At 67.6% G+C, this 23,226-nt stretch carries 23 protein-coding genes; 10 read left to right on the plus strand and 13 right to left on the minus strand.

Features of this window, described 5'->3' with window-relative positions; translation table 11 throughout:
- Positions 1–45: 45 nt before the first annotated feature.
- The 5 genes from ACT3S6_RS10950 to ACT3S6_RS10970 form a co-directional block, all read right to left on the minus strand.
- The gene (locus ACT3S6_RS10950) at positions 46–1,458 is read right to left on the minus strand and encodes an aspartate ammonia-lyase (RefSeq protein WP_444554984.1); all 1,413 of its coding nucleotides are present in this window, start codon (positions 1,456–1,458) and stop codon (positions 46–48) included.
- An 89-nt stretch (positions 1,459–1,547) separates the two neighbouring features.
- Positions 1,548–2,510 (minus strand): asparaginase, encoded by a 963-nt coding sequence (locus ACT3S6_RS10955; RefSeq protein ID WP_444554985.1) that lies wholly within the window; start codon positions 2,508–2,510, stop codon positions 1,548–1,550.
- A complete protein-coding gene (locus ACT3S6_RS10960) occupies positions 2,507–3,214 on the minus strand; it encodes a FadR/GntR family transcriptional regulator (RefSeq protein ID WP_444554986.1) in 708 nt (235 codons plus the stop codon). The genes ACT3S6_RS10955 and ACT3S6_RS10960 overlap by 4 nt, the downstream gene beginning before the upstream one ends.
- Before the next feature lie 373 nt (positions 3,215–3,587).
- On the minus strand, positions 3,588–4,784 hold the full coding sequence (locus ACT3S6_RS10965) for a hypothetical protein (RefSeq protein ID WP_444554987.1): 1,197 nt from the start codon (positions 4,782–4,784) through the stop codon (positions 3,588–3,590).
- 103 nt (positions 4,785–4,887) lie between these two features.
- Positions 4,888–5,367: a hypothetical protein gene (locus ACT3S6_RS10970; protein ID WP_444554988.1), complete on the minus strand. Its 480-nt coding sequence runs from the start codon at positions 5,365–5,367 to the stop codon at positions 4,888–4,890.
- Between the two features lie 723 nt (positions 5,368–6,090).
- On the opposite strand from ACT3S6_RS10970, the gene ACT3S6_RS10975 reads away from it, so the two are divergent.
- Positions 6,091–6,192 carry a ribbon-helix-helix protein, CopG family gene (locus ACT3S6_RS10975; protein WP_444554989.1) on the plus strand — a complete coding sequence of 34 codons (102 nt, stop codon included), beginning with the start codon at positions 6,091–6,093 and terminating at the stop codon, positions 6,190–6,192.
- A 141-nt stretch (positions 6,193–6,333) separates the two neighbouring features.
- Positions 6,334–6,654 (plus strand): DUF2316 family protein, encoded by a 321-nt coding sequence (locus ACT3S6_RS10980; RefSeq protein WP_444554990.1) that lies wholly within the window; start codon positions 6,334–6,336, stop codon positions 6,652–6,654.
- Here the strand turns inward: ACT3S6_RS10980 and ACT3S6_RS10985 are convergent.
- Positions 6,641–7,837, minus strand: a complete 1,197-nt coding sequence (locus ACT3S6_RS10985; RefSeq protein WP_444554991.1) for a M20 family metallopeptidase — start codon at positions 7,835–7,837, stop codon at positions 6,641–6,643. The genes ACT3S6_RS10980 and ACT3S6_RS10985 overlap by 14 nt on opposite strands.
- The gene (locus ACT3S6_RS10990) at positions 7,834–9,252 is read right to left on the minus strand and encodes an MFS transporter (RefSeq protein WP_444554992.1); all 1,419 of its coding nucleotides are present in this window, start codon (positions 9,250–9,252) and stop codon (positions 7,834–7,836) included. The genes ACT3S6_RS10985 and ACT3S6_RS10990 overlap by 4 nt, the downstream gene beginning before the upstream one ends.
- A 154-nt stretch (positions 9,253–9,406) precedes the next feature.
- Here ACT3S6_RS10990 and ACT3S6_RS10995 point away from each other — a divergent pair, with 154 nt between their 5' ends.
- Positions 9,407–10,417: an Lrp/AsnC family transcriptional regulator gene (locus tag ACT3S6_RS10995; RefSeq protein WP_444554993.1), complete on the plus strand. Its 1,011-nt coding sequence runs from the start codon at positions 9,407–9,409 to the stop codon at positions 10,415–10,417.
- 32 nt (positions 10,418–10,449) lie between these two features.
- Here ACT3S6_RS10995 and ACT3S6_RS11000 read toward each other — a convergent pair whose 3' ends face one another.
- Positions 10,450–11,448: a hypothetical protein gene (locus tag ACT3S6_RS11000; protein ID WP_444554994.1), complete on the minus strand. Its 999-nt coding sequence runs from the start codon at positions 11,446–11,448 to the stop codon at positions 10,450–10,452.
- A gap of 250 nt (positions 11,449–11,698) precedes the next feature.
- Here ACT3S6_RS11000 and ACT3S6_RS11005 point away from each other — a divergent pair, with 250 nt between their 5' ends.
- Positions 11,699–12,838 (plus strand): PQQ-dependent sugar dehydrogenase, encoded by a 1,140-nt coding sequence (locus ACT3S6_RS11005; protein ID WP_444554995.1) that lies wholly within the window; start codon positions 11,699–11,701, stop codon positions 12,836–12,838.
- 33 nt (positions 12,839–12,871) lie between these two features.
- Here ACT3S6_RS11005 and ACT3S6_RS11010 read toward each other — a convergent pair whose 3' ends face one another.
- The 5 genes from ACT3S6_RS11010 to ACT3S6_RS11030 form a co-directional block, all read right to left on the minus strand.
- Complete coding sequence (locus tag ACT3S6_RS11010) at positions 12,872–13,771, minus strand: alpha/beta hydrolase fold domain-containing protein (RefSeq protein WP_444554996.1); 900 nt, start codon at positions 13,769–13,771, stop codon at positions 12,872–12,874.
- Positions 13,768–14,283, minus strand: a complete 516-nt coding sequence (locus ACT3S6_RS11015; RefSeq protein ID WP_444554997.1) for a glutathione peroxidase — start codon at positions 14,281–14,283, stop codon at positions 13,768–13,770. Before ACT3S6_RS11015 ends, ACT3S6_RS11010 begins: the two co-directional genes overlap by 4 nt.
- 44 nt (positions 14,284–14,327) lie before the next feature.
- Complete coding sequence (locus ACT3S6_RS11020; protein ID WP_444554998.1) at positions 14,328–16,103, minus strand: glycerophosphoryl diester phosphodiesterase membrane domain-containing protein; 1,776 nt, start codon at positions 16,101–16,103, stop codon at positions 14,328–14,330.
- A gap of 273 nt (positions 16,104–16,376) precedes the next feature.
- Entirely contained in the window at positions 16,377–16,808 is a 432-nt protein-coding gene (locus tag ACT3S6_RS11025) for a BlaI/MecI/CopY family transcriptional regulator (RefSeq protein WP_444554999.1), read from the minus strand.
- Entirely contained in the window at positions 16,805–17,368 is a 564-nt protein-coding gene (locus ACT3S6_RS11030) for a hypothetical protein (protein WP_444555000.1), read from the minus strand. Before ACT3S6_RS11030 ends, ACT3S6_RS11025 begins: the two co-directional genes overlap by 4 nt.
- A 126-nt stretch (positions 17,369–17,494) precedes the next feature.
- On the opposite strand from ACT3S6_RS11030, the gene ACT3S6_RS11035 reads away from it, so the two are divergent.
- From ACT3S6_RS11035 to ACT3S6_RS11060, 6 genes are all read left to right on the plus strand, one after another.
- On the plus strand, positions 17,495–18,301 hold the full coding sequence (locus tag ACT3S6_RS11035; RefSeq protein ID WP_444555001.1) for a thioredoxin domain-containing protein: 807 nt from the start codon (positions 17,495–17,497) through the stop codon (positions 18,299–18,301).
- Positions 18,302–19,237, plus strand: coding sequence for a cytochrome c biogenesis CcdA family protein (locus tag ACT3S6_RS11040; RefSeq protein WP_444555002.1), 936 nt, complete (start codon positions 18,302–18,304; stop codon positions 19,235–19,237).
- Entirely contained in the window at positions 19,234–19,581 is a 348-nt protein-coding gene (locus tag ACT3S6_RS11045) for a DsrE family protein (RefSeq protein ID WP_444555003.1), read from the plus strand. The genes ACT3S6_RS11040 and ACT3S6_RS11045 overlap by 4 nt, the downstream gene beginning before the upstream one ends.
- 113 nt (positions 19,582–19,694) lie before the next feature.
- Positions 19,695–20,441 (plus strand): GntR family transcriptional regulator, encoded by a 747-nt coding sequence (locus ACT3S6_RS11050; RefSeq protein ID WP_444555004.1) that lies wholly within the window; start codon positions 19,695–19,697, stop codon positions 20,439–20,441.
- Positions 20,442–20,607: 166 nt separating this feature from the next.
- Positions 20,608–21,804 carry an FAD-dependent oxidoreductase gene (locus ACT3S6_RS11055; protein ID WP_444555005.1) on the plus strand — a complete coding sequence of 399 codons (1,197 nt, stop codon included), beginning with the start codon at positions 20,608–20,610 and terminating at the stop codon, positions 21,802–21,804.
- A 30-nt stretch (positions 21,805–21,834) separates the two neighbouring features.
- Complete coding sequence (locus tag ACT3S6_RS11060; RefSeq protein WP_444555006.1) at positions 21,835–23,223, plus strand: MBL fold metallo-hydrolase; 1,389 nt, start codon at positions 21,835–21,837, stop codon at positions 23,221–23,223.
- Positions 23,224–23,226 lie beyond the last annotated feature (3 nt).

The raw sequence follows: 23,226 nt of genomic DNA on the forward strand, positions 1-23,226 counted from the left end.
GGCCTGCCGGTCCCCGGGGCGGCGCGTGGCCCCGGGGAACAGGGGCTATTCGGAGAGGTTGGCCAGGCGTGCCGGGCGCAGCAGCTCCTCCAGTTCGGTGCGGCTGAGCAGGTTCTGCTCCAGCACCAGGTCGGCGATCCCGCGGCCGGAATGCAGGGCCTCCATGGCGATCGCCGTCGAGGTGGCGTACCCCAGCTGCGGGGTCAGCGCCGTCACCAGGCCGATCGAGTTCTCCACGTTGGCCCGCAGCAGGTCCTCGTTGGCGGTGATACCCGACACGCAGTTGCGGGCCAGGGTCAGGCAGCCGGCTTCCAGGTGGCGCATCGACATCGACAGGGAGTGCACGATCACCGGTTCGAACGCGTTGAGCTGGAGCTGTCCGGACTCGGCGGCCATCGAGATCGTCACATCGTGCCCGACCACCTGGTAGGCGACCTGGTTGACGACCTCGGGGATGACCGGGTTGACCTTGCCGGGCATGATCGAGGACCCTGCCTGAACGGCCGGCAGATTGATCTCGTTGAAACCCACCCGCGGGCCGGAGGACAGCAGGCGCAGATCGTTGCAGATCTTGGAGAGCTTCACGGCCACGCGCTTGAGCACGCCGGAAAGGTGCACGAAGGCGCCGACGTCCTGGGTGGCTTCGATCAGGTCGGGGGAGGTGGTCAGCGGCAGACCGGTCAGTTCGACCAGGTGCCGGCAGGCGGACTCGGTATAGCCGTCGGGGGCGTTGAGCGAGGTGCCGATCGCCGTGGCGCCCAGGTTGATCTCATGAACCAGCTCCAGGGACTCGGCCAACCGGTCGTGGTCTTCGCGGATGGTCACTGCGTAGGTGCCGAACTCCTGGCCCAGCGTCATGGGTACGGCATCCTGCAGCTGGGTGCGGCCCATCTTCACCACGGTACGGAATTGGCTGGCCTTGGCCTGGAATGCGGTTTCGAGTTCTTCGATGGCCGCCAGCAGCGGGGCTGCGGTGAAGGAGGCCGCCACGTTCACTGCCGTGGGGTAGACGTCGTTGGTGGACTGGGAGAGGTTCACGTGGTCGTTGGGGTGCAGGTGCTGGTAGTCCCCACGTGCGTGGCCGAGGATCTCCAGGGCCCGGTTGGCGATGACCTCGTTGGCGTTCATATTCGTGCTGGTCCCGGCACCACCCTGGAGGACGTCGACGATGAACTGGTCATGCAGGGCGCCCCCGGCGATCTCCGCGCAGGCGGCATCGATGGCTTCGGCACGGGTGGCGTCCAGCAGACCGAGTTCGCGGTTCGCCCGGGCCGCCGCCTGCTTGACCAGGGCCAGGGCGCGGATCAGGTGCGGGTTCGAGCCCACCTGCTGGCCGGTGATATGGAAATTTTCCGAGGCGCGCAGCGTGTGCACGCCCCAGTAGGCTTCGGCGGGGACTTCGCGGTCACCGATCAGATCGTGTTCGAGACGGGTGGCGGCCAAGGTGCTGATGGACATGGGGTGATGCTCCTGAAGGGTGTTGCTCTGGGTGGGTATGGGAAAAGCGGGGGAGGGGACGACGGCGGTGTCGGCCGGTCCCGGAAGTATCAGGCGGGGACGGCGGTGAGTTCGCCGACGCGTTCGCCGCCGCCCAGGGCGCCGACGGCCAGGAAGGGGTGCAGGGCCGCGGCCAGGGAGGGATCGTCGCTCAGCCGGGACAGGGCCGCCGCGGCGACGGGCATCCGCGCCCGGTCCCCGCCGTCGGAGATCTTCAGGGCCAGTCCCGTGCCGTCGGGCAGGCCGATGGCCTGGATGCCCTCGAAACCGTCCTTGGCGACCAGCCCGGGGACGGCGCGCATGATGGCTGTGACATCACGTCCCTCGCCGGCGACCAGCTCGGGGTGGGCGCGCATGGCATCGGCCACGGCACGTTCCGCGGTGCCCTCGGCGGCCGCGGCCAACCGGCCGAAGGCCCGGGCGACCCCGGCCAGGGACAGGGTGTAGACGGGGGTTCCGCAGCCATCGGTGCTGGTGGTGCCGACGTTCTCGCCGGTGAGGTCCTCGACGGTGCTGCGCAGTAGTTCGTTGATCGGGTGGGATGTGTCGAGGTAGCCCTGAACGGGCCAGCCACGTTTCACGCAGAGGGCGACGAGCGCGGCATGTTTGCCCGAGCAGTTCTGGGCCAGTCGGGTGGGGCCGTTTCCAGCTTGCAGCCAGGCGCTTCGTTCTTCGGCGCCATAGGGCAGGTCGGTGCTGTTGGCCAAGGCCGAGGCGTCCATTCCGGCGTCGGCCAAGGTGGAGGCGGCGATGTCCTGATGGCGCTCGGAACCGGAGTGGCTGGCCGCGGCCAGGGCGAGTTGTTCGCTGGACACGGCCAGGCCGGCGCGCACCATGCCCACGGCAAAGAGTGGTTTCAGGGCCGAGCGCGGGTAGAAGCCCGCCTGGCTGTCGCCCATGCTGGAGGAGATGCTCCCGTCGGGTGCGGTGGTGATCAGGGATCCGTAGTGGACGGATTCGACGGCATCGCCTCGGGTCTGGACGGCGAGCGGGGCGTGGGAGGGAAGATTCACTGGGATCCGTTCTTCACGAGATGGTCGACGGCGCCGTGGACGGCTCCGAGGTGTTCCTGCAGGGCGGTTTCGGCGGCCGCGGGGTCACGGGCCCGGATCGCCGAGACGATTTTCTGGTGTTCGGCTTCCGAGGCACGGCGGCGGCCAGAGACCAGGTTGATGGTCTCGGACTGGCGGGCCATGGCCTCGCGGATGTCCGCGATGACCTTGATGAAGACGCCATTGCCCCCGGCGGCGGCGATGGCCAGGTGGAAGGTGGTGTCTAGTTCCACCCAGGCTTCGGCGTCTTCCTCGGTCCGCATCTGCTCCATGAGCGAGGCCAGGCGTTCAAGATCCGCGGGAGTGCGTCGTTCGGCGGCCAGTCGGGCCGCCGGGCCCTCGATATGCGGGCGGGCCTCGAGGAGGTCGGTGGAGGAGAAGGTGCCCAGCACCAGGTCGGTGGTGGCGTGGTCGGCGATGACGAAGGTGCCGCGGCCGGTCTCGGTGCGGGTCAGACCCAGGGACGCGCAGGAGCGCAGGGCCTCGCGCACGACCGAACGGCTGACGCCGAAGCGGGCGCCCAGGGCTGCCTCCGAACTGAGTTTGGTGCCCACGGGCAGGTCGCCGGCTTCGATGGCCTTTCGCAGGGAGGCGAAGACCGCTTCGGGGGCGCTCGTGCGCTCGATCGGTTGCTGTCCTGCTGTCCAGCTGTCTGACAGGTTCATGAACAGTAGGATGGCACCGATCACAGTCCGAGGTCAAAACAGGCGGGCCTCCGGAGCCGATACACTCTGGACGCGGCGGATGCTCGCGAGCTCCCTGCTTCGGTCTTTCGCCGGTCCCTGGAATTCGGAGCCCGGTGAAAGGCCCAGGCTCAAACGAGTGTCCCAAAGGTTAGGCCGCTACTCCAGGATTCGATACCCCTACGGAGCTGATTTTCGGTACGGCCCAATCATGGAATGGTGGCCTGAGGAGGATCTATATGAGGCCGCTCAACCGTTTTCGGCGGCTACTCCTCCTGTTGTGACGTTCCACCGATGCCCATGGCCCATGTCTTCGCTCAGTCCGATCAGTCGCGACGCCAAAGAGGAGAACCGGTCACGGACGGGGCATGGCCCGCACTGCTGGAGAGGTGAGCAACACCAGAACTCCGAGTGCGCCAATTGCGCAGGTGAAGACACCCAAAGTTGCGTCAAGCCTAGCTTGAATGGCGGCTCCTGCAACGATCGGAGCAGCCACCGTGGCGAGTCCGCCGACAAGGCTGAAGGTGGCCATCACCCGTCCCTGCATGCCTGGAGACGTCTCGGCGAACACGTGTGCGAACAGCCCCCCGTTGAGCGCAGGAGAAGGAAGCATTGCGAGGACGCCCAAGACAAACAGTGTCCACGGTCGTCCGTCACACAGAAATAGCCCGGCAAAGATGGCGGTCATCCAAGACAGCCCGACGATCGCCAGGGGGCCAGGGGGGAATCGATCTGTCAGTGCCGGGGCTATGGCACTGCCAATCAGTCCACCGACAGCAAACCCGGCGACGGTGATCCCCGTTGTTAGCGCGTTCACCCCTGTTGAGGCCAGGTGCAAAACCGTCCAGGACGTACCGGAAAAAACCATGAGATTAACCAGTGGCGCAGCGACCAGAACTCGCCGTAAGGCACGGTGTTGACGTAGAAACGACAAAGCCTCCCGGTACCCCAGGAGCGCTTGAGCATATCGGCGGCGAGGGGAGGCACCTGAGTCCTTATCTAGTCCCTCATGTGTCACGGGGCCGAGGTCCTGGCGAATGTGTCGCAAGGTCAGGAGGAAACCCAGGTCGCATAAAACGCGAAGCATAAACGGGGCTGACGGTATGAGGGCGTAGAGTCCACCCGAAGCGGGACTGCCGACGATCTGCAATGTGGAGCTGCGTGCCTGTTCGGCACTCATTGCGCGCGGAAACTCTGGAGGTTTAATCAATGACCGGGCCGAGGCGTCGAGGGCGGGATCGGCGATTCCCGCCGCACCCGCCGACACCACGAGCGCAACGACCACTGCCCAGGCAATCCAGGCTCTTCCTTCACCCCCTGCCAGGGTCAGGGTGGTCAGCAAGGCGACGAGCACGGTGTTCGCGGCCAGTGCCGCGAAAAGCGCACGGCGCAACAGCGTCCGACGGGAGATCACGTCAGCCAAGCCACCCCCTATGGGCACTACCAGCAGTTCGATTCCAAGAATGAGGCCGCTGATCAGACCGGCCAGGGCGACACTGGCCGTGACGTCGACGAGTGCCAGCGTTACTGCCACCATGGTGGAAGTGCTCACAGCAAGCAGTGTTGTAGCTGCATACCACTGCCGGAAAGCAAGGCGTCGAAAAGGATTCGGCTGGCTCTCGGAGTCGACGTGATTCTCGTCGGCGATGCTCAAATCACAACTCCCCGTGTGTCTCGAGGGCTAAACTTCGCTGCCAGGTCACGCTTGTACATACGATGTCAGCCATTTCCGTGAACAGGCGAGTGTATTCTGGCTCAGCCCAGATCTGCTCCTGCAGATCGGCCCCAGAACTCAGCGCAGAAGTCATATTGGCGATCCGCTCCCCGAGCTCAGCTATCCGACGGAGCCTCCACTGCTGGGTATCAGAATCCACGAGAAGCTGCTGATCTGGATAGTTGTTGTGCGCCGCGGCGAATTCTTGGACTGAAGCCACCGCTTCTATGGCACAGGTGCTGGTTTTAGCGAAGGTTGAAGAGATGGCGTCGACCTGAGGAGGAGTAGGGACTCCCGATCCAGTGATGACATCTTCGACAAGAGCATTCGCTGCGAAGAAATTTTGAGCCGCGCGGAAGAGGTCGCGGCAGTACCGAGCACTAGAGCGGACATAGCTGTCATAGATGCCATCAATATTCATACGAGTACTTTCTTGATTAGAGAAGTGCCCTGCTGGCCATCGATATGGCATACAGGGCACTTCAGCAAGTCATTAGGGGCGGGTAGGACGGGGGTTGATGCCACCACGCATAATGGATCTCCTTTCTGTAAGGCCGCTAGCAGGTCTGTAATTTCATTACACAACGAATGTTATGTGAGTCACATTAAAAAACACAAGACCCAACTTCGTCTTTAATTCCGGCCGGAAAAGGAGCACCCTGACGATGAAGAAATTTGCTCCTTGCTACCTCGACCTCAAGATGATTCGCACGGGACCGGTGTCTCGTCCCAAGCCGGAACCATCCTGCTGACCGGGACTGCGAAAACCGTCAGCCTGCCAACAGCCGTGAACACCGCGTTCTGCCGTGGCGCAAACCATTCGTCGCGCAAGACCCGGCGGCGTTCTGGCTCGTTGCCTCGGAGTCACCATCTCGCGGCTCATGGAGTCCTTGGCCGCTGAGGCCCCCGCCGTGCTGGAAGCCATCAATACCACCCACGCCGGTGGCCGAGCCCGAGTTGGGGAAGTTGCCGGGGCGGGGGGCCGGCACCGCGACGTCCGTCGGATCCTGGAATCCGGCGGGCGCATGGTGCCCGGGAGTGGCGGTGCCCCTGGGGCGGAGCGGCTCTCGCCGACACGTTGAAGAAGCGAGGCCGAGGCCGTCCGGGGCGTGGCTCGAGGCCGTCTCAGGTCGTCGCGCTTCGCTTGACCGAGGAAGAGCTCTCAGTCGTTGACGCACGCGCCGAGCGTGAGGGGAAGACCCGTTCTAAAATCATCCGTGAAGCGCTGGCCGAATCCGGCGCGTGAAAGTTCACGAGTCCGCGCTCGAGCATGCTTTGTCTTGCTTGAGGCACGGACTTCGCACGTGAGTCCGGACGAAGAGGCCCACGGGTTGACGGGGACGCGTAGGGTTCAGGGGAAGGACCCCATCAGCTGAAGGAGCGACCCATGACGTTGAAACCAGCCGAACGCCAGGTCACCAGCGAAGAGCTCGCAAAGAACCTGTCCCTGTCCGGTCGGAGCCGGGAGCAAGTCTGCGAAGACCTCGAATTCAGCGACGAGGCGCTCGACGCGGCGCTGGAGCTACGCGAACTGGTGGACCCCGTCGATGTGTGGGTGCTGCGCGACTACCTCGAGCAGACGGCCCGCGATGCCGGCGCCGAACCTGCCGCGTACACGGTGCTGACCGAAGAGGCCAGGACCGAGGCCTACCGGTGGTTCGAACTGCGCCAGGCCCCGCGAGCCGGTTCAGGGGTCACCGCGGACTGATCCCCGACTGAAGCCGGGATCGTTCGCGCGGATCCGTGGCGGCGGCGACCGCCGCCATGGCCAGACCGTAGGCGCCGTCGAGCACTGCCTGATCGGCCCCCTCGCTGGTTCCGAAGGACGCGAATTCGGCGGTATGGGGTGTGGCGCCGTCGGTGGGGTATCCCACCATCGGGTGGATCGAGGCGACCAGATGCGAGACGTTGCCCATGTCGGTGGACGCCGCGGGAGCCTCCAGCAGCGGCACCTCGCGGCCCCGATCGACCATCGCGGCGGCATAGGACTCGGCTAGGAAACGGTTCTGGCGCAGATCGGCGAAATCGTGGCCCTGCGGTTCGATCTCCAGCGTGGCGCCACTGGCCAGGGCTCCTGCCTCGAGGCATGTGCGGATCTTGTCCTGGATGAGGACCAGGGTCTCGGCCGACGGGGCCCGCATTTCCACCCGGGCGTGGGCCCGGGCCGGAATGATGTTCACGGCGGTGCCCCCCTCGAGGACCACCAGCGAGACGATCGCCCCGGCCGGTAGCTGCTGACGGGCCAGTCCGATGGCCGTCTGGGCCACCACCACCGCGTCCAGGGCGTTGACCCCTGCCGCGGGGTTCATTGCCGCATGCGCCGGAACCCCCGAGAAGTAGGCGTCCCAGCAGCCCAGGGCCAACGAGGCGGAGCCGACCCCGTCCGTATCGGCCGCATGGCCCATTAAGGCCAGATGGACCCCTGAGAAGAAGCCCTCGTTGATCAGATCGACCTTGCCTCCGGTGGTCTCCTCCGCGGGAGTACCGAAGACCTCGACCGTCAGGCCCAGCTCTTCGGCGACGTCGGCGAGTGCCAGCGCGGTGGCCACCGCCATGGCCCCGTTGACGTTGTGTCCGCAGGCATGGCCGAGCCCCGGCAATGCGTCGTATTCAATACAGACGGCCACGACCAGATCCCCGGAACCGGTGGTGGCATGGAAGGCGGTGGGGGAGTCCGGCTGGTGGTCCGGGAAGTCGAAGCCGGCCCCGGCCAGCACCGTACGCACCCGGGCCGCGGAGCGGTGTTCGTTCCCGCCGAGCTCCGGGTCGGCATGCAGGGCGTGGCTCAGTTCCAGCACGGTGGCACGATCGCGGTCCAAGGCCCGGGAGATCGTGGAGGCCGGTTCCTGGATGGCGGGACCGGCGTCGTGCCGGGTCTGGTGCGGATTCATGCTGTGACCTCTTCGGTGGGGGCGGATGCGGTGACCGGGGTGTACCCGCGGGAAAACAAGGTGGCGACGAGGGCGGCCAGGATCAGGGTGATCCAGATGGCGATCATCCCCTTCATCAGGATATGGCCGTCGGCGGCGAAGGTGGAGGAGAGCATCTTGACCACCGCCGCACCCACGGCGATGCCCACCGAGAGCGCCAGTTCGTTCAGTCCGGCGGCCGTGGCCGTTTCCTCCAGCGGGACCCCTTCGACCGAGAGCGCCCGGGTGGCCGATTGGTAGATGCCCATGCCCATGTTGAACAAGGCGAAGCCGGCGCAGTATCCGGTGAAGGAGCCGTGCCCCAGGGCCATGACCACGAACCCCGAGGCGAGGGTCGCCCCGGCCAGCATCAAGGTGGTGCGTTCGCCGATCGCCGTCAGCGCCCGGCCGGTCAGCAGCGAGGCGCCGAGGGCGAGGACCGAGGCCAGGGCGAGGACCAGGGCGATGGCCAGCGGATCGAGTCCGAAACCGTAGCCGGCGGCCTCGGCGTCGGCGTGCAGGAAGATCCCGTTGGTCCCGAAATAGCTGACCGAGGCGAAGCCGAAGAAGAACGTGGCCAGCGAGACGCTGCGTACGCGCGGGACCGCCAGCAGGCGCAGGTTGATGAACTGCTTCTCGGCGCGGGCGTCGATGCGGGTCCACCACAGCAGCAGGCCCACCCCGATGATCCCGGCGAGCAGGGTCTTCGCCGACAGCCAGCCCCAGTCCGGGCCCATCGACAGGGCGATGACCAGGCCCACGAGCCCCAGGGAGCAGCAGGTCATCGGCAGCAGGGCGATCGGCTCCCGGGTGGGGGCCCCGGCGTCGGGCAGGAAGAACGTCATGAGCAGCGCCAGAAGGGCGAACGGCACCCCGACCCAGAACCCGCGGGCCGGATCGTGGGCCCCGATCAGACCGGCCAGCAGGCCGCCGAATCCGACCATGATCATCAAGGTGCCGATCATGACGCTGACGCCGCGCCGGGTGTCGGCCGAGCTGGTCACGCGCAGGATGCCCATCATCAGCGGGATGAAACCCACGACGCAGGTGAGCATGACGACGCCGATGCTCACGGTGAGCAGGGTCGGGGCCAGGGCCATGAGCAGGACCCCGGCGGCGACGACGACCGTGGAGCAGCGCAGCACCAGTCGATAACCGAAGCTGTCACCGAGCCGGGAGATGATCGGGGTCATCACCGCGAAGGAGACGTTGGAGATCAGGAAGATCCCGTTGATGGTCGGGTCGTCGATGTCCAGTCTCGGGCCCAGGGCCGGCAGGATCGGGTTCAGATAGCCCTGCGTGACGCCGCTGAGCGCCTCGATCAGCGCCATGGCCACGATCATGCCGGTGATGGTCCGCCGCACGATGGGTGCGGAGGCCTCGTGGGTGGTTCTCATGGGGAATCCTTGGTGGGTGGGCTCTGCCGGGGGCCGGGCCCTGGGGGCCGAACCTCCGATGTGCGGTACATCACCTATTTTGAAGGTGTACGGTCAGGGCACGGAAAATCCAGTGGAAACATCATTATTTGGATTACTCACGAAGGAATCGTCCATGATCTCGGAACTTGATCTCAAGATCATCCACGCCCTGCAGATTGCCCCTCGCGTCGACTGGGAGCAGCTCGCGACGGTCCTGGACGTTTCGGCGGTGACCCTGGCCCGCCGCTGGGAGACCCTGCGCGAGGCCGGCATCGCCTGGGTGACCCCGTTCCCGGGGCCGAAGTACCTCGAGGCCGGCTGGTCGGCCTTCGCCTACCTGACTTCGACCCCGGCCCGACAGGCGGAACTGATCGAACGGCTCTGCCTGGATCCGGCGTTCGCCACCGTTTCGCTGGTCTCCGGACCCCACGACCTGTTGGTCGATTGCTATGCCTCCTCCCACGACGAGCTGATGCGCACCCTGACCCGCTCCTTCGCCGAGCTTCCCGGGCTGGTCCACCGTGACGTGATGTTCTCCACCACCCTGCACCGCGGGGCCTCGGAATGGCGGTCCGGGACGTTGGAGCCGGCCCAGGTACGCCAACTGGGCGCCCCGGCACGGCCGGTGCGGGGCGGCCACGTCCCCGACGCGCTGGACACCCGCCTGGTGCGGGGGCTGTCCTCCGATGGCCGGATGTCCTGGGCCCGGCTGGGGCAGGAATGCGGCGTATCCGCGCAGACGGCCCAACGCAGGATCAGCCAGATCCTCGATTCGGGGTTCCTCTCCCTGCGCTGCGACGCCGCCCTGGAGATCGAGGCAGGACAACGCGAGGTCTCCCTGCTGCTCAGCGTTCCGGCGACCTCGGTGGAGGAGATCGGGGCCTATCTGGGGAACCTTCCCGGCTGCCGGCTCAGCGCCGAGGTGCTGGGGGCCGCGAACCTGCTGGCGACCCTGTGGGTGCATGAGTTCTCCGAGGTCCGCGGGCTCGAGGTGGAGCTGGCCCGGCGGGCCCCGGGGTGCACGGTGGTATCCCGGCAGGCCACCGTGCGGCACTATAAGCGGGCGGGCCGGTTGCTCGATGCCGGCGGCCGCTCCTGTGGCACGGTCCCGGTCCCGCTGTGGGAGGCCGGCTCCGGACGCTGAATCCGCCGGTGGCGACCGGGGTCCGCGCGGTGTCAGCCCCCGGGGGTGGTGACCGGGGGCCCCTGCGGCTGTCGCCGGGCGAAGCGGCGGGCCGCCCGTCCCCACCGCAGGAAGTGGGCCGTGGACAGGACCAGGCCCACGGCCAGAGCGAACGAGGTGACTTGGCCGAAGAACGATCCTTCGCCCCGGATGACCCCCACGTAGTACTGCAGCGCCTGCGCCAGGAACAACAGCGGGAAGACCATGGCCCGGAAGAACGACTGGTAGGGCATGGACAGCGCGAACCGCAGCGCCTGGCGGCGGAGTTCGGCGTCCTGGGGCAGCGGCGTCCTCCCACGGATGATCCGACGCAACAGCGCCGTCTGGTCCCTGTTGACCCGGGCATCGTGCAGGACCTGGTCCCGCAGGTAGGCCCCGCAGATCATGGCGGCCAGGCCGGTAGCGTAGAGGGCCAGCTGGGTGTTGCCCAGCAGGTGGTAGACCAGCTGTCCGGTGTCGCCGGTGGGACGGGAAGGGGCCCCGGCCAGCAATGAAATCCAGAAGATGGCCTGTGAGCCGATCGCGACCAGGCAGGCCATCTGCCGTTGGAGGCGTTCGGCCGCGGGCATCCTGCGTGGCCCACTGATCAGCTCATCCGGGCGGCGGGCGCGGATCCACCGCCCGGTGCCGATCCCGAAGCCGCTCAAGACGAAGCCGCTGGCCACCAGGACAAGCGCGGGCCAGACGGAGTTTCCATTGGTCAGCGCGTGGGCGAGGGTGGCCAGGATGCCGATGGCCAGCAGGGCCGATCCGCTGCGTTGCCACCCCGTGCCGAAGGCAGCCGTCCACGCGGTGCCCGGGGTCCGCACCGGCGCGTCGACGCTGCGGGTCCCCAGACACCAGGCGGCCCCCACGAAGGCCGTCGGCGCCAACGCCGCCAACAGGACGGCCCCGGGGGACCTCGCCGAGGAGGTGGCCAGGACCCACGCCAGCAAACCGGTGGTGAAGACCTGGCCGCCGACGACTGCGGCCAGATACATCACGATCTTCATCTATCGGGGTCCCTCGGAGGTTGGGTGGTCGAAGAGCACCAACCCTTTCAGCCGGGCGCCCGCCCGTCAACGTGGGTCCCGGGCCGTGGAGGCCGGACCGGCGGATCGCCCGGGCGTGCCACGGGTGCGCTTTGGCAGGCCAGCGTCCATACTGGGCGGAAGGGGCCGCCGTCGGAGCCGGTTGCGGCGTTCCCGCCAGCGAGGTTGCTGCCCACGCCTGGTGAACAGCCAGCCGGCCAGGAGGCCATGCATGCACGTGCCGCGCGGTTCGCTTCTCGCTGTCACCGGGTTCGTCGCCTCTCTGGCACTGACGTGTTGCACCGCAGGACCTCCCACGGACGAGTCTGCACCCCCGGCGCCCGGGCAGGGATCGGCCCCCGCCGGTTCGTCCATCCGGCCCGCAGAAGCCGCCCCGACCCTGTCCGTGTTGAAGGATGATCCCGAAGTGGTCGCCGAGGATCTGGAAGCGCCCTGGTCGGTGGTCTTCCGCGAGAAAACGGCCCTGATCAGTGAACGGGACTCGGGGCGCATCCTCGAATTGGGGGAGGACAGCGAAACCCGGGAGATCGGCGTCGTCCCCGGAGTGGTCCATGGCGGGGAAGGCGGGCTGCTGGGCTTGGCGATGCGCGGGACCGAACAGCTCTACGCCTATTCCACCGGGGCCGAGGGCAACCGGATCCAGCGTATCGAACTCATTGGCCAACCGGGGTCGCTGGCACTGGGCAGTGTCGAAACCCTGCTCGACGGGATTCCCGCCGGCACGAACCATAATGGCGGGCGGCTGGGGTTCGGCCCCGATAAGATGCTCTACGCCACCACCGGGGATACCGGCGACCGCTCATTGGCCCAGGACCGGGACAGCCTGGGCGGGAAGATCCTGCGGATGGAGCCCGACGGCGGAATCCCGGACTCGAACCCCTTCGAGGACTCCTACGTCTACAGCCTCGGGCACCGCAACCCGCAGGGGCTGGCCTGGGACGCCGTGGGCACGCTCTATGCCACCGAATTCGGGCAAAGCACCTGGGATGAGCTCAACGTGATCACCGCCGGGGCCAACTACGGCTGGCCGACGGTGGAAGGCATCGCCGACGAGGACGCTTTCACCGATCCCGTCCAGCAATGGCCTCCCGCCGAGGCCAGCCCCAGTGGGATGACCATCACCGCCGGGGCGATCTTCATCGCCAATCTGCGGGGGGCCGCCCTGCGGATGGTTCCGGTGTTTGAGGATGGAACCTCGACCGAACACTATGTGGGACAGTTCGGCCGGCTGCGCCAGGTGACGACCGCCCCGGACGGGGACCTCTGGATCCTGACCAACAACACTGACGGACGAGGCAGCCCCGGTCCCGAGGACGATCAGATCCTCAGGGTCGGGGTCCGCGGCAGCTGAGCCGGCTGACGGCGGCCCGGCGGAGGAAGACGGCTACGCGGTGGCTTCGCGGACCCGCGCCACGATGTGCTGGCGGGCGGCACGCCCGGTCGCCGTGGGCAGCAGCGGATACACGTGGAGCTGCCCCTGCTTTTCGACGTATTCGACGTCGACGCCGGCCCGGGCGGCGCGCTGTGCAAAGAGCCGGCCGTCGGGGTTGAGGATGTCTCGGGTTCCGGAGAAGAGCGTCACGGGGCCCAGACCCTCCAAGTCACCATTGAGCGGGCTGACCGTGGGGTCATCCACGTCCAGGGTGTCCCGCCACAGGTCGATGAAGACCTGGGTGCCCCGGGTGCCGAGCCACGGATCACTGGGCTGGACGGCAGCGATCTCGGGGTTCTTCATGGACAGGTCGACCGCCGGGGCGATGGCGATCGTCCGCGGCAGGGTCACCTGGTGCCGGTCGCGCAGGTGCAGGAGGGTCGACAGGACGATCTGGCCTCCTGCGGAGTCCCCGGCCAGGACGGTGGGTTCGGCGCTCTCCAGGCACTTCAGGACCTCGGTGGTGAAACCGTCGACGACCCTCCCGGCCGTGCCGAAGGGGACCAGTGGATAGATCAGCACATGGACGGTGGTCCGTGCCTCGGCGGCGATCTGCGCGGCGAGCTGCCAATGCTGGGGGGAGATCTCGTTGACCCATCCGCCGCCGTGGGCGTAGATGAGGTGCCCCCGGGCCCCGGGATTGCGGGGCCGCAGCGTGTAGGCGGGCCATCCGGCCGCGGTGCGCGCCACGGTGATGCCGACGTCGTTCCGCAGCCCCCGCGGTGGACCGTAGGGGGCCGGGCGGAGCGTGCCTTCGCGGACCCGTCGGTGGGCCGCGGCCTCCGAGATGAACTCTTCTCCGGCCTTCGTGGCCTTCAGGAAGACGGGGATGAGCGGCTCGGGAAGGATCATGGCTGGTTCCGTGTCCGATCGGTCGGTGGCTGGTCGGGGAGGTTGGCTTCGATCGCCGCGATGATTTCCGGGGCATCCGGTGTGGTCCGGGGACGGAAGCGCAGCCTCTGTCCGGAGGGTAGCAGGAGGAACTTCTCGAAGTTCCAGCGCACGCGTCCGGCCTTCCCGGTGGCGTCCTTCGTCTTCTTCAGCTCCGTATACAGCGGGTGCTCGTTCCGGCCGTTCACGCGGAGGCGGTCGAAGACCGGAAAGGTGATGCCGTACGTCGTCGAACAGTACTGGAGCACCGCCTCGTTGCTGCGCAGTTCCTGGAGGAACTGGTTGCTGGGGAAACCCAGGACGGTGAAACCGCGATCGGCATAGGTGCGGTGGAGTTCCTCGAGCTGCTCGTATTGTCCGGATAGTCCGCAGCGCGAGGCGACGTTGACCACCATGACCACCTGGCCCGCGTAGTCGTTGAGGGTCGTGGTGCGCTCATCCATCGTGGTCAGGGGAACCGTGGTCAGGTCCATATCCGGGCCAACCCCTGCGGGGCCTGGGACATTCCCCCTGGTACCTAATGCGAGGTCGGCATCACGCTGGCCAGATGCTTGACCACATCGCGCAGCGGGAACGCCGTGCCCGGATGCGCGTGGACCCGGGACCGTTGGGTCCTGGCCCGCTGCGGGTGGTCGGTGACGATTCCGGCGACGCCGTCGTAGAGGTATTTGCGGATGCGGTCCTCGCGGTTGACCGTCCACACATAGACGGGCAGATCCGCCGCGCGGGCCTGGTCCAGGAACTGCTTGGAATAGGAGGCCTGTTCCACGACCAGGAAATCGCAGTTCACGTCCGGGATCCCGCCGACGGTCATCGCGATGGTGTATCCCACGGACAGGTCGGGGCGCCGGGCCTTGAGCGATTCCACGAGATCGGCATCCAGGGAATGGTAGATGTTGTCGTCCAGGGGTCCCACCGAGGCGAGCTCGGCGATGAAGCGGTCCAGGTAGTCGTCCGTTTCATGGCCGTGGACCTTGGGCTCGATGAGGAGCTTGATCCCCAACTGCCGGGCCCGGCGGACGTAGTCCAGCATCGAGGGGATGTGGTCGCTGAAGCCCCGGGCACTGACCGTGGTGGCTTCGGCCTCGGCCAGGGTCAGATCGTAGATGTCCACGTTGTGGCCGGTCAGGAGCAGCAGGTTCGTGTCGTGGCTGGCGACGAAGTGTCCGTCCTTGGTCTGCTGGACGTCGACCTCCACCAGATCGGGGTCCTGGGTGGCCGCCGATTCCAAGGCGCCCAGGGTGTTCTCGACCCCGCCCCACACCCACCCGCGGTGGGCGATGACCAGGGGGTCGGAAGTCTGGGCCGGAGCGGCGGCCACCGCGGGGGCGCCCATGATGGCGATGGCCACCACCGCGGCGCCCGCCGTGGTGCGCAGCGCCAGCCGACGTCCCCCGAGGGGGAGTGCGGCACGGCCCGGCGACCGGCTGGCTTCGGCGGCGGGGCGGTCCACCGCCCCGGCTGGCGAGGCGGAGGCCCGGCCGGCCGGAACCCGCCGATCCACCCAGGCGAGCAACACCCGGATGAGCGCCACCGTGGCGATGACCATGAGCACGAAGTCCGCCGCCCGCGCCGCCCCCAGGCCCAGGGTGGTCACCAGATGGGAATCGGTGTCCAGCACGGCCCCGGGCAGGGTCGCGGCCCAGGCCACGGTGCGCGAGGGCAGATCGAAGGTCAGCACCGCGGCCAGTAGCGGGGCCGCGAGGATCGTCGGGAGGCGGAGGCGTGGGGTCCAGGTCGCCTGCCAGCTGGTGAGCATGGCCCGCAACGGGGTCAGCCCGCGGGTGACCAGCAGCGGGATGGTCGGCAACAGGCGCAGGTTCAGATACACCAGCGCGCTGATCATCGACAGGTACAAGCTGATGCTCAACGGTTTCTTGAGGTACTCGGCCGTGACGAACGGGGCGACCCCGATATCGCGGGTCAGCGGGGAGAGATCGGCCAACCCGCCCAGCGGCATGAGCAGGAAGACGTAGAGGGCCACCAGCGGGGCCTGCAGCCCCAGCGCCTTGCCGGTCGCACGCCAGGCCTGGCGTCCCGCCGTCGTTCCCGGATGCCGTGACCCGGCGCGGATCCTGCCCACCAGGGCGATGACCGAGGTGTATTGCAGGGCCAGTGCGCCCAGGGCGATGAACCCGATGGCCAGGAACAGCAACACCGACGGGGGACTATGCAGGATCCGCGGGAAGTTCCGGTCGGTCAGGTTCGGGGTCCCGGCCAGCGCCAATGCGTGGGTGAACAAGAACTTCACCAACGGCAGTACGAACACCAGGATGATGCCCTGCCAGAGCACGAGTACCCCGGCAGGGACCGACAGGCCCGTCAGGAACGCCCGGAGCCTCCCGGGCCGGGCGGTCGGGGCGGCATCGGTCCCGGCCGGTTGCTCGTGCTGGTTGCGCTGGCCGATGGCGTCTTCCCCCTGTCCCTGCCTCGGTGGTTCCGGACCGCCACGGGCCGTGACGGGTTAAAAGATCCGTACCATTTTACCAATGCGGGGCGGGGGACCGGGTATCCGGTGCGTTCGGCGGGGTCGAGTCGCCGGGCCGGACGGGCCCGGGCGGGGTGGTTAGAGCAGGGATTTCAGGTAGGCGCGGTCGGCGGGATCCAGCGACGTGGCGAAGCTGGCCAGGCATCTGCGCCGGTCGTTGGTTTCGCCCAGCGCCCGGACCATATGGGCCGCGGAGAATTCACAACCGCTCAACGCGGCGGTGTAGGACCAGACCTGGCCGGTCAGTTCCCGGGTGGCCAATTGCTTCTCCACCAGATGCCCCAACACCGTGGCCACCGTGGTGTAGGCCGGATGCGGGGGTTCGCCGGTGGCCAGTTCCTCGAGGATGCTGCGCGTGGTGTGGGTCTGCTTGGTCTTCCACAGCACGTCCAGGACCCGGCGTTCCAGGGTGCCGACCCGGGGGGCCTCTCCGGGGTCGAAGGGCAGGAGGGGCTGCCGGGGCGATGCCCCGGGCTCGACGGCGGCCTCGCCGGTGGTGGTGGTGCTCATGCCTGGGTCCTTTCCGCTGTCTCCTGTAGGGCATCCGGTCGCGGGATCGACACCGGGCATTCGACCTGGCCCGAGAGCCGGTAGATCACGGCGCCGAAGGTCATGACCAGGGCCAGGGCGGCCATCCAGGGCTGCAGGGGCGCGAAGTAGGCCATTGCGCCGGAATACCCCAGGGCCAACAGGGCGATCTTATTGCAGACCGGGCAGCCGATGGCGAACCAGGCCAGCAGCCCACCGGCCAACCCCCAACGCGAACCGCCGTCGGCCGAGGAGTCCTCCGGGGCCGGGGGAGCCCCCCGGGGACTGACATAGCTGCCCACCAACAGTCCGGAGAGCAGGGACGTGGCGATCCATACCGGCCGGTCCCATGCGGTGGGGGCGATGTCGCGGCTGAAGAAGTCGTTGGGGATCAGGACGGTGGCCACGCCGAGCAGCACGCCGATGCCCAGGGCGCCGAGGGCGGCGACGATCCATTGCCGGGGCCCCCACCACCTCAGGGCGGTCGCGGCCAACGTGATGCGGCGTGTGAAGCCGATGCGCGGTCGTGCGGGGCGTGACATGGGTACTGGCTCCTGGGTGGTGTGTGATCTTCAACGGAAAACTTGATCGTCGCCGTTCTATCTACTATCAAGGATAGTAGAGATACTATGCAACATAGTAGCTAATCGATCGAAAGCAGCACCCCCATGTCTGAAACACCAATGCACGACGAACCGGCGACGCCGGGCCGCCGGAACGGCGGAGCCAGGAAACTGCCATGGGTGTGGATCATTCCGATCCCCGTGGCCCTCGTCATCGGTCTGTTGATCGGCATGCAATTGCCCTTCGGCAACGGAAGCCCTTCCGAACCGGCCCCGGCCGCCGCACCGCAGGAACAGCAACAGCAGCAACCACCCCAGCAGGAGCAGGCCCCGGGCGAGGACGTCGAGGTCCCGGACATGGCCCGCGTGGATCCGGAGGATCCCACCGCCGTGGGGGATGTGGATGCGCCGGTGGTCATGGTGGCCTACTCGGACTTCCAGTGTCCGTTCTGCGCCAAATGGACGGCCAACACCCTGCCGACCCTGATGGACAAGTACGTCGACGAGGGAAAGCTGCGCATTGAATGGCGGGACCTGGACATCTTCGGCGATGCGTCCCTGAAGGCCGCCGAAGCCGCCCAGGCGGCGGCCATGCAGGACGGCTACCTCGAATTCCACGAGGAGATGTCCAAGGACGGCAAGATCGCCGATGCCTCCGCCTTCGAGGACAAGAACCTGAAGGCCACCGCCGAGAAGCTCGGGATGGACGGCGATCAGCTCATCGAGGACATGAACGGGGTCCACGCCCCGGATGTGGTGCAGCAGAACATCGACGAGGCCATGGAGCTGGGCGTGACCAGCACCCCGTCCTTCCTGCTGAACAAGACCCCGTTCGTCGGCGCCCAGCCCACGGAGAACTTCATCGAGGCCATCGACAAGGAAATCAAGGCCGCTGAAAAGGACGAGAAGTAGATGGAGGCCGGACTGCTCTTTGCCTTCGTCGGGGGAGTGCTGGGGCTGTTCAGCCCCTGCAACGCCCTGCTGCTTCCGGCGTTCTTCGCCCATGCGGCCACCTCCACCCGCAGGCTCTCGGCCCTGGGGCTGGCCTTCCTGATCGGCATGCTGGCCACCCTGGTCCCGCTGGGCCTGGGCATCGGCTGGCTCGGGGGCACCATCGCGGTGGATCGCCGGGCCCTGATCGTCGTGGCCGCCTGGGTCATCATCACCCTGGGGGTCGTGCAGATCCTGGGCGGGGGATTCGATGTCGGCAAGCTGCTGCCCAGCCGGGCCCGGCGCAAGGGTCCAGCGACCCCGTCACTGGGTGGGGCCGTATTGCTGGGGACCGCCGCCGGGGTGGCCGGATTCTGTACCGGCCCCGTCCTGGGAGCGATCCTCACCCTCGTCCTGGCCCAGGGCAGTGCCCTCTCGGGAGGACTGCTGCTGGCCATATACGCCCTGGGCATGGTGATCCCCGTGCTGATCGTGGCCGGCATCATCCGCCGGACCGGGGTGTTCAAGGCCGGCTGGCTGCGCGGACGCACCGTGTATCTGGGCAGGTTCCGCTTCAACACCAACATGTTGATCGCCGGGGTGGTCACCGTGGCCGTCGGGGTCGTCATGTTGGCCACCGGCGGACTCGTCACCTCCAATGAACTGATCTCCGCCTCGGTGATGGACAAGATCTCCGCCGCGGCCGGCTCCGTCGACCAGGCGCTGCCGGGCTGGGCCTGGCCGGCACTGCTGGGACTGGTGCTGTTGGGCTGGTGGATCCTGGCGGTCCGCCGTCACCTCAAGGCCGAAGACCCGGGGAACGGGCAGGACGCGGAGCACGACGCCGGCTCGCAGGACGCTGGTTCGGGCCAGTCGGGCGAACGGGCCACCAGCGGCGCGGGAACGGAGGCACCATGAACTCCCTGGTGCTGCACCTGGCCGGACCGGGGCAGGCGCCGTTCCCCGATCTGGCCACGGCCTTGAGGATCGCCGCCAACGCGCTGGCCGAATTGCCCGGCACCGAGGTGGAGATCGTGGTCCAGGGTCCGTCGGTGACCCGGCTGGCCGCCCCGGCGGAGGACTCGGCACGGATCACGGAGCTGCTCGGCACGGGACGGGTGGCGATCAGTGCCTGTGCCAACTCCCTGCGCTCGGCCGGGGTGGAGGTCTCGGAGCTGGCCCCCGGGGTCCGCGATGTGCCGGCAGCCATCGCCCAGCTGGCCCGCCGGCAGGGCGAGGGGGCCGCCTACGTCCGCATCTGAGGCAGCCCGGGCCCGACCCGCGATAGCATCGGTCCCGGGAGCCGGCACGTCAGTTCTCGGCGTCCGGGCGTCCGGCAACCGGCCGGCACCATAGACAGCGAGGCGGGGAGACGATGGCCACCGGGCAACGGGATCAACCAGGGCGCAAGGTTCCCCTCTGGCAAGCGGTCCAGGATCGGCTCAAGGAGCGGATCGACCGCGGGGAGTTCGTCGACGGCTTCCCCGGGGAAATGGCCCTGGCCGATGAATACGAGGTCAGTCGGTCCACCATCCGGGCCGCCCTGGCCCCGCTGCGTCGGGCCGGGCTGCTTTCGGCCCAACGCGGCAGGCAATCCTCGGTGGTCAACGTCGTGGACGAACAACGGTTCGGCCCCGTCTACAGCCTCTTTGCCGCCGTCGAGAACGCCGGGATGACCCAGCGCAGCGTCGTCGAGGTCGCCGAGCTGCGCCGCTCCGCCACGGCGGCGGCCCATCTGGGGTTGGCGGCCGATGCCGAACTCGTCTTCATCTCCCGTACCCGCTATGCGGACCGCGACGTCATCGCCGTGGACGACACTTGGCTGCCCGCCGCCCTTGCCGCGTCGGTCCTGGAGGCCGATCTGAGGCATACGGCCCTCTATGAGGTGCTGCGCCGCCGGTGCTCGATCACCCTCAGCGCCGGACATGAAACCCTGCACGCGCTGGCCTCCGACGGGGCCCAGTCGCGGCGCCTGGCCTGCCCCGAGGGCACCGCCGTCTTCTTCATCGAACGCCTCGGTCTGGCCGGGGAGCAGGCGGTGGAATGGCGCGAAACCCTCATCCGGGGAGACCGTTTCACCGTCACCACCTCCTATCCCTCGGCCCCCGCCGCCGCCCGCTGACCCCGCCGCCTCCCGGCGCGCCGACCACTGCCACCATCCGGGGGCTCCCCAGAATCGGTAAATGTACGTACATTAGGTCGTAGGGTGCTTCCCGCTGGGATCCGGCACCTCCCCGCCGCATGGACAGCTCCGGCGGGCAGCGCCGAACGAAGTGGAGACGTTTCATATGGGCCTGCACCATCGCATCCTGATCATCGGCGGCGGCAACGCCGGACTGAGCGTGGCCGCCCGGCTACGCCATGCCGGCCAGGACGACGTCGCCGTCATCGAACCGAACGACAAGCACTACTACCAACCGCTCTGGACCCTGGTCGGCGGTGGACGGGCCCCGGCGAAGGAATCGGTGAGGTCCCAGGCCTCGGTCATGCCCCAGGGGGTCGCCTGGATCAAGGACGCCGCCACGGGGGTCGACCCCGAGGCGAAGACCGTCACCCTCGCCTCCGGGACCACCGTCGGATATGACTATCTGGTGGTCTGCCCCGGCATCCAGCTGGACTGGGACAAGCTGCCCGGCCTGCCCGAGGCCCTGAAGACCCCCTCGGCCTCGAGCAACTACAGTTTCGAGCTGGCGCCCAAGACCTGGACCATGATCCGCGCCCTGCGCTCGGGCACCGCCGTGTTCACCATGCCGGCCGGGCCGATCAAATGCGCCGGAGCACCCCAGAAGATCGCCTACCTCGCCGCCGACTACTGGCGTGAACAGGGGGTCCTGGACGATATCCACATGGTCCTGGTCCTACCCACCCCGGGCATGTTCGGGGTCAAGGAATTCTCCGACGAACTCGACCGGGTCGTCGCCGACTACGGCATCGAGGTCCGCTTCAGCAGCGAAGTCACCTCCATCGACCCGGAGGCCAAAACCGTCTCGGTGCGCAACAACACCACCGAGGCCAGTGAGGGCCTCGGTTACGACTTCCTCCACGCCGTCCCGCCGCAGTCCGCCCCGGACTGGTTGAAGAACAGTGCCCTGGCCGACCCTCAGAGCCCCGCCGGCTACGTGGAGATCGACAAGAACTCGCTGCGCCACACCAGGTACCCGGAGGTCTTCGCCCTGGGCGATGCCGGCTCGAGCCCGAACTCCAAGACCGGGGCGGCCATCCGCAAACAGGCCCCCGTGGTGGTGAAGAACCTGTTGGCCGTCATGCGTGGGGCGACGCCGTCGGCCAGCTACGGCGGGTACGCCTCCTGCCCGCTGACCACCTCACGCCATACGATGCTGCTGGCCGAATTCGACTACAGCATGCGCCCGGCACCAAGCTTCCCGTTCATCGACACCACCCATGAACGCAAGGACATGTGGTACCTCAAACGCTACGGACTGCCCAACATGTATTGGAATCTCATCCTCAAGGGACGAGCCTGAACCCACGAGCGACCGCCTAAGGAGTACGCCATGTTCTTTGAACGCATCTACGACACCGATCTGGCCCAGGCCAGCTACGTCATCGGCTGCCAGGGCAACGGGGAAGCAGTGGTCATCGACGCCCGCCGCGATACCGACGTCTACCACCGGATCGCCGCGGAGAACGGACTGAAGATCACCGCCGTGACCGAAACGCACGTGCACGCCGACTACCTCTCGGGCACCCGCGAACTGGCGGCCGATACCGGCGCCACCATGTATGTCTCCGGCGAGGGAGGACCCGACTGGCTCTATGACTTCGAGGCCACCGTGCTCACCGAGGGTGGCACCATCACCCTGGGCAACATCACCCTCACCGCCCTCCACACCCCCGGGCACACCCCCGAACATCTGACCTTCCTGGTCACCGACGGGGCCTTCTCGAAGGATCCCGGGTACGCGCTGACCGGTGACTTCGTCTTCTGCGGGGATCTGGGCCGCCCCGACCTGCTCGACGAGGCCGCCGGCGGCGTGGATACCCGCTTCATCGGGGCGAAGCAGATGTTCGCCAGCCTGCGGGACAAGTTCCTCACCCTGCCCGACCATGTCCAGGTCCACCCGGCCCACGGCGCCGGCAGCGCCTGCGGCAAGGCGCTGGGTGCCGTGCCCTCGAGCACCGTGGGCTATGAACGGCTCAACGCCTGGTGGGGCAAATACCTGGAGGCCGACGACGAGGAAGGCTTCGTCGCCGAACTGCTCGAGGGCCAGCCCGACGCCCCGGCCTACTTCGGGCGCATGAAGCGCCAGAACCTCGCCGGCCCCGCCGTCCTGGGCGAACGGAAGCCGCTTCAGGAGCTCGACGTGGACCAGGTCGCCGCCTCGCTGGACGCCCACGAGGTGACCTTCGTGGACACCCGGGCCCAGAGCGAGGTCCACCGGGGCACGGTCACCGGGTCGGTGAACATCCCGGCGATCAAATCCATGGCCACCTACGGGGCCTGGGCCATCGACCCCGAACGCGACGGCCGCCCGCTGGTCCTGCTGGCCGAGGACCCCGAGGCCGCCCGGACGATGTGGGACCACCTGATCCGGGTGGGCATCGACGATGTCTCCGGTTACGTCACCAGCATCGAGGGCCTGCCCCGGCATACGCCGAAACTGGTCCAGCCGGGCGAGATCGCCGATTTCGACAAGGCGCTGCTGCTGGACGTCCGGGCCAAATCCGAACACGAGGACGGCCACGTCCCCGGCTCGGAACAACTCCACGGCGGGAGGGTGTTGTGGAACCTGGAGAAGCTGCCCACCAGTGGCACCATCGTCACCTACTGCCAGAGTGGGGTGCGTAGCTCGGTCGTCGCCAGCACGCTGCGTCATGCCGGCTACGACGTCGTCGAGCTCGAGGGCAGCTATGCCGCCTGGGCCGAACAGCACGCCAAGTAGCCG

It is taken from the genome of Arthrobacter sp. AOP36-C1-22 (assembly GCF_052377515.1).
Lineage (GTDB): Bacteria > Actinomycetota > Actinomycetes > Actinomycetales > Micrococcaceae > Arthrobacter_H.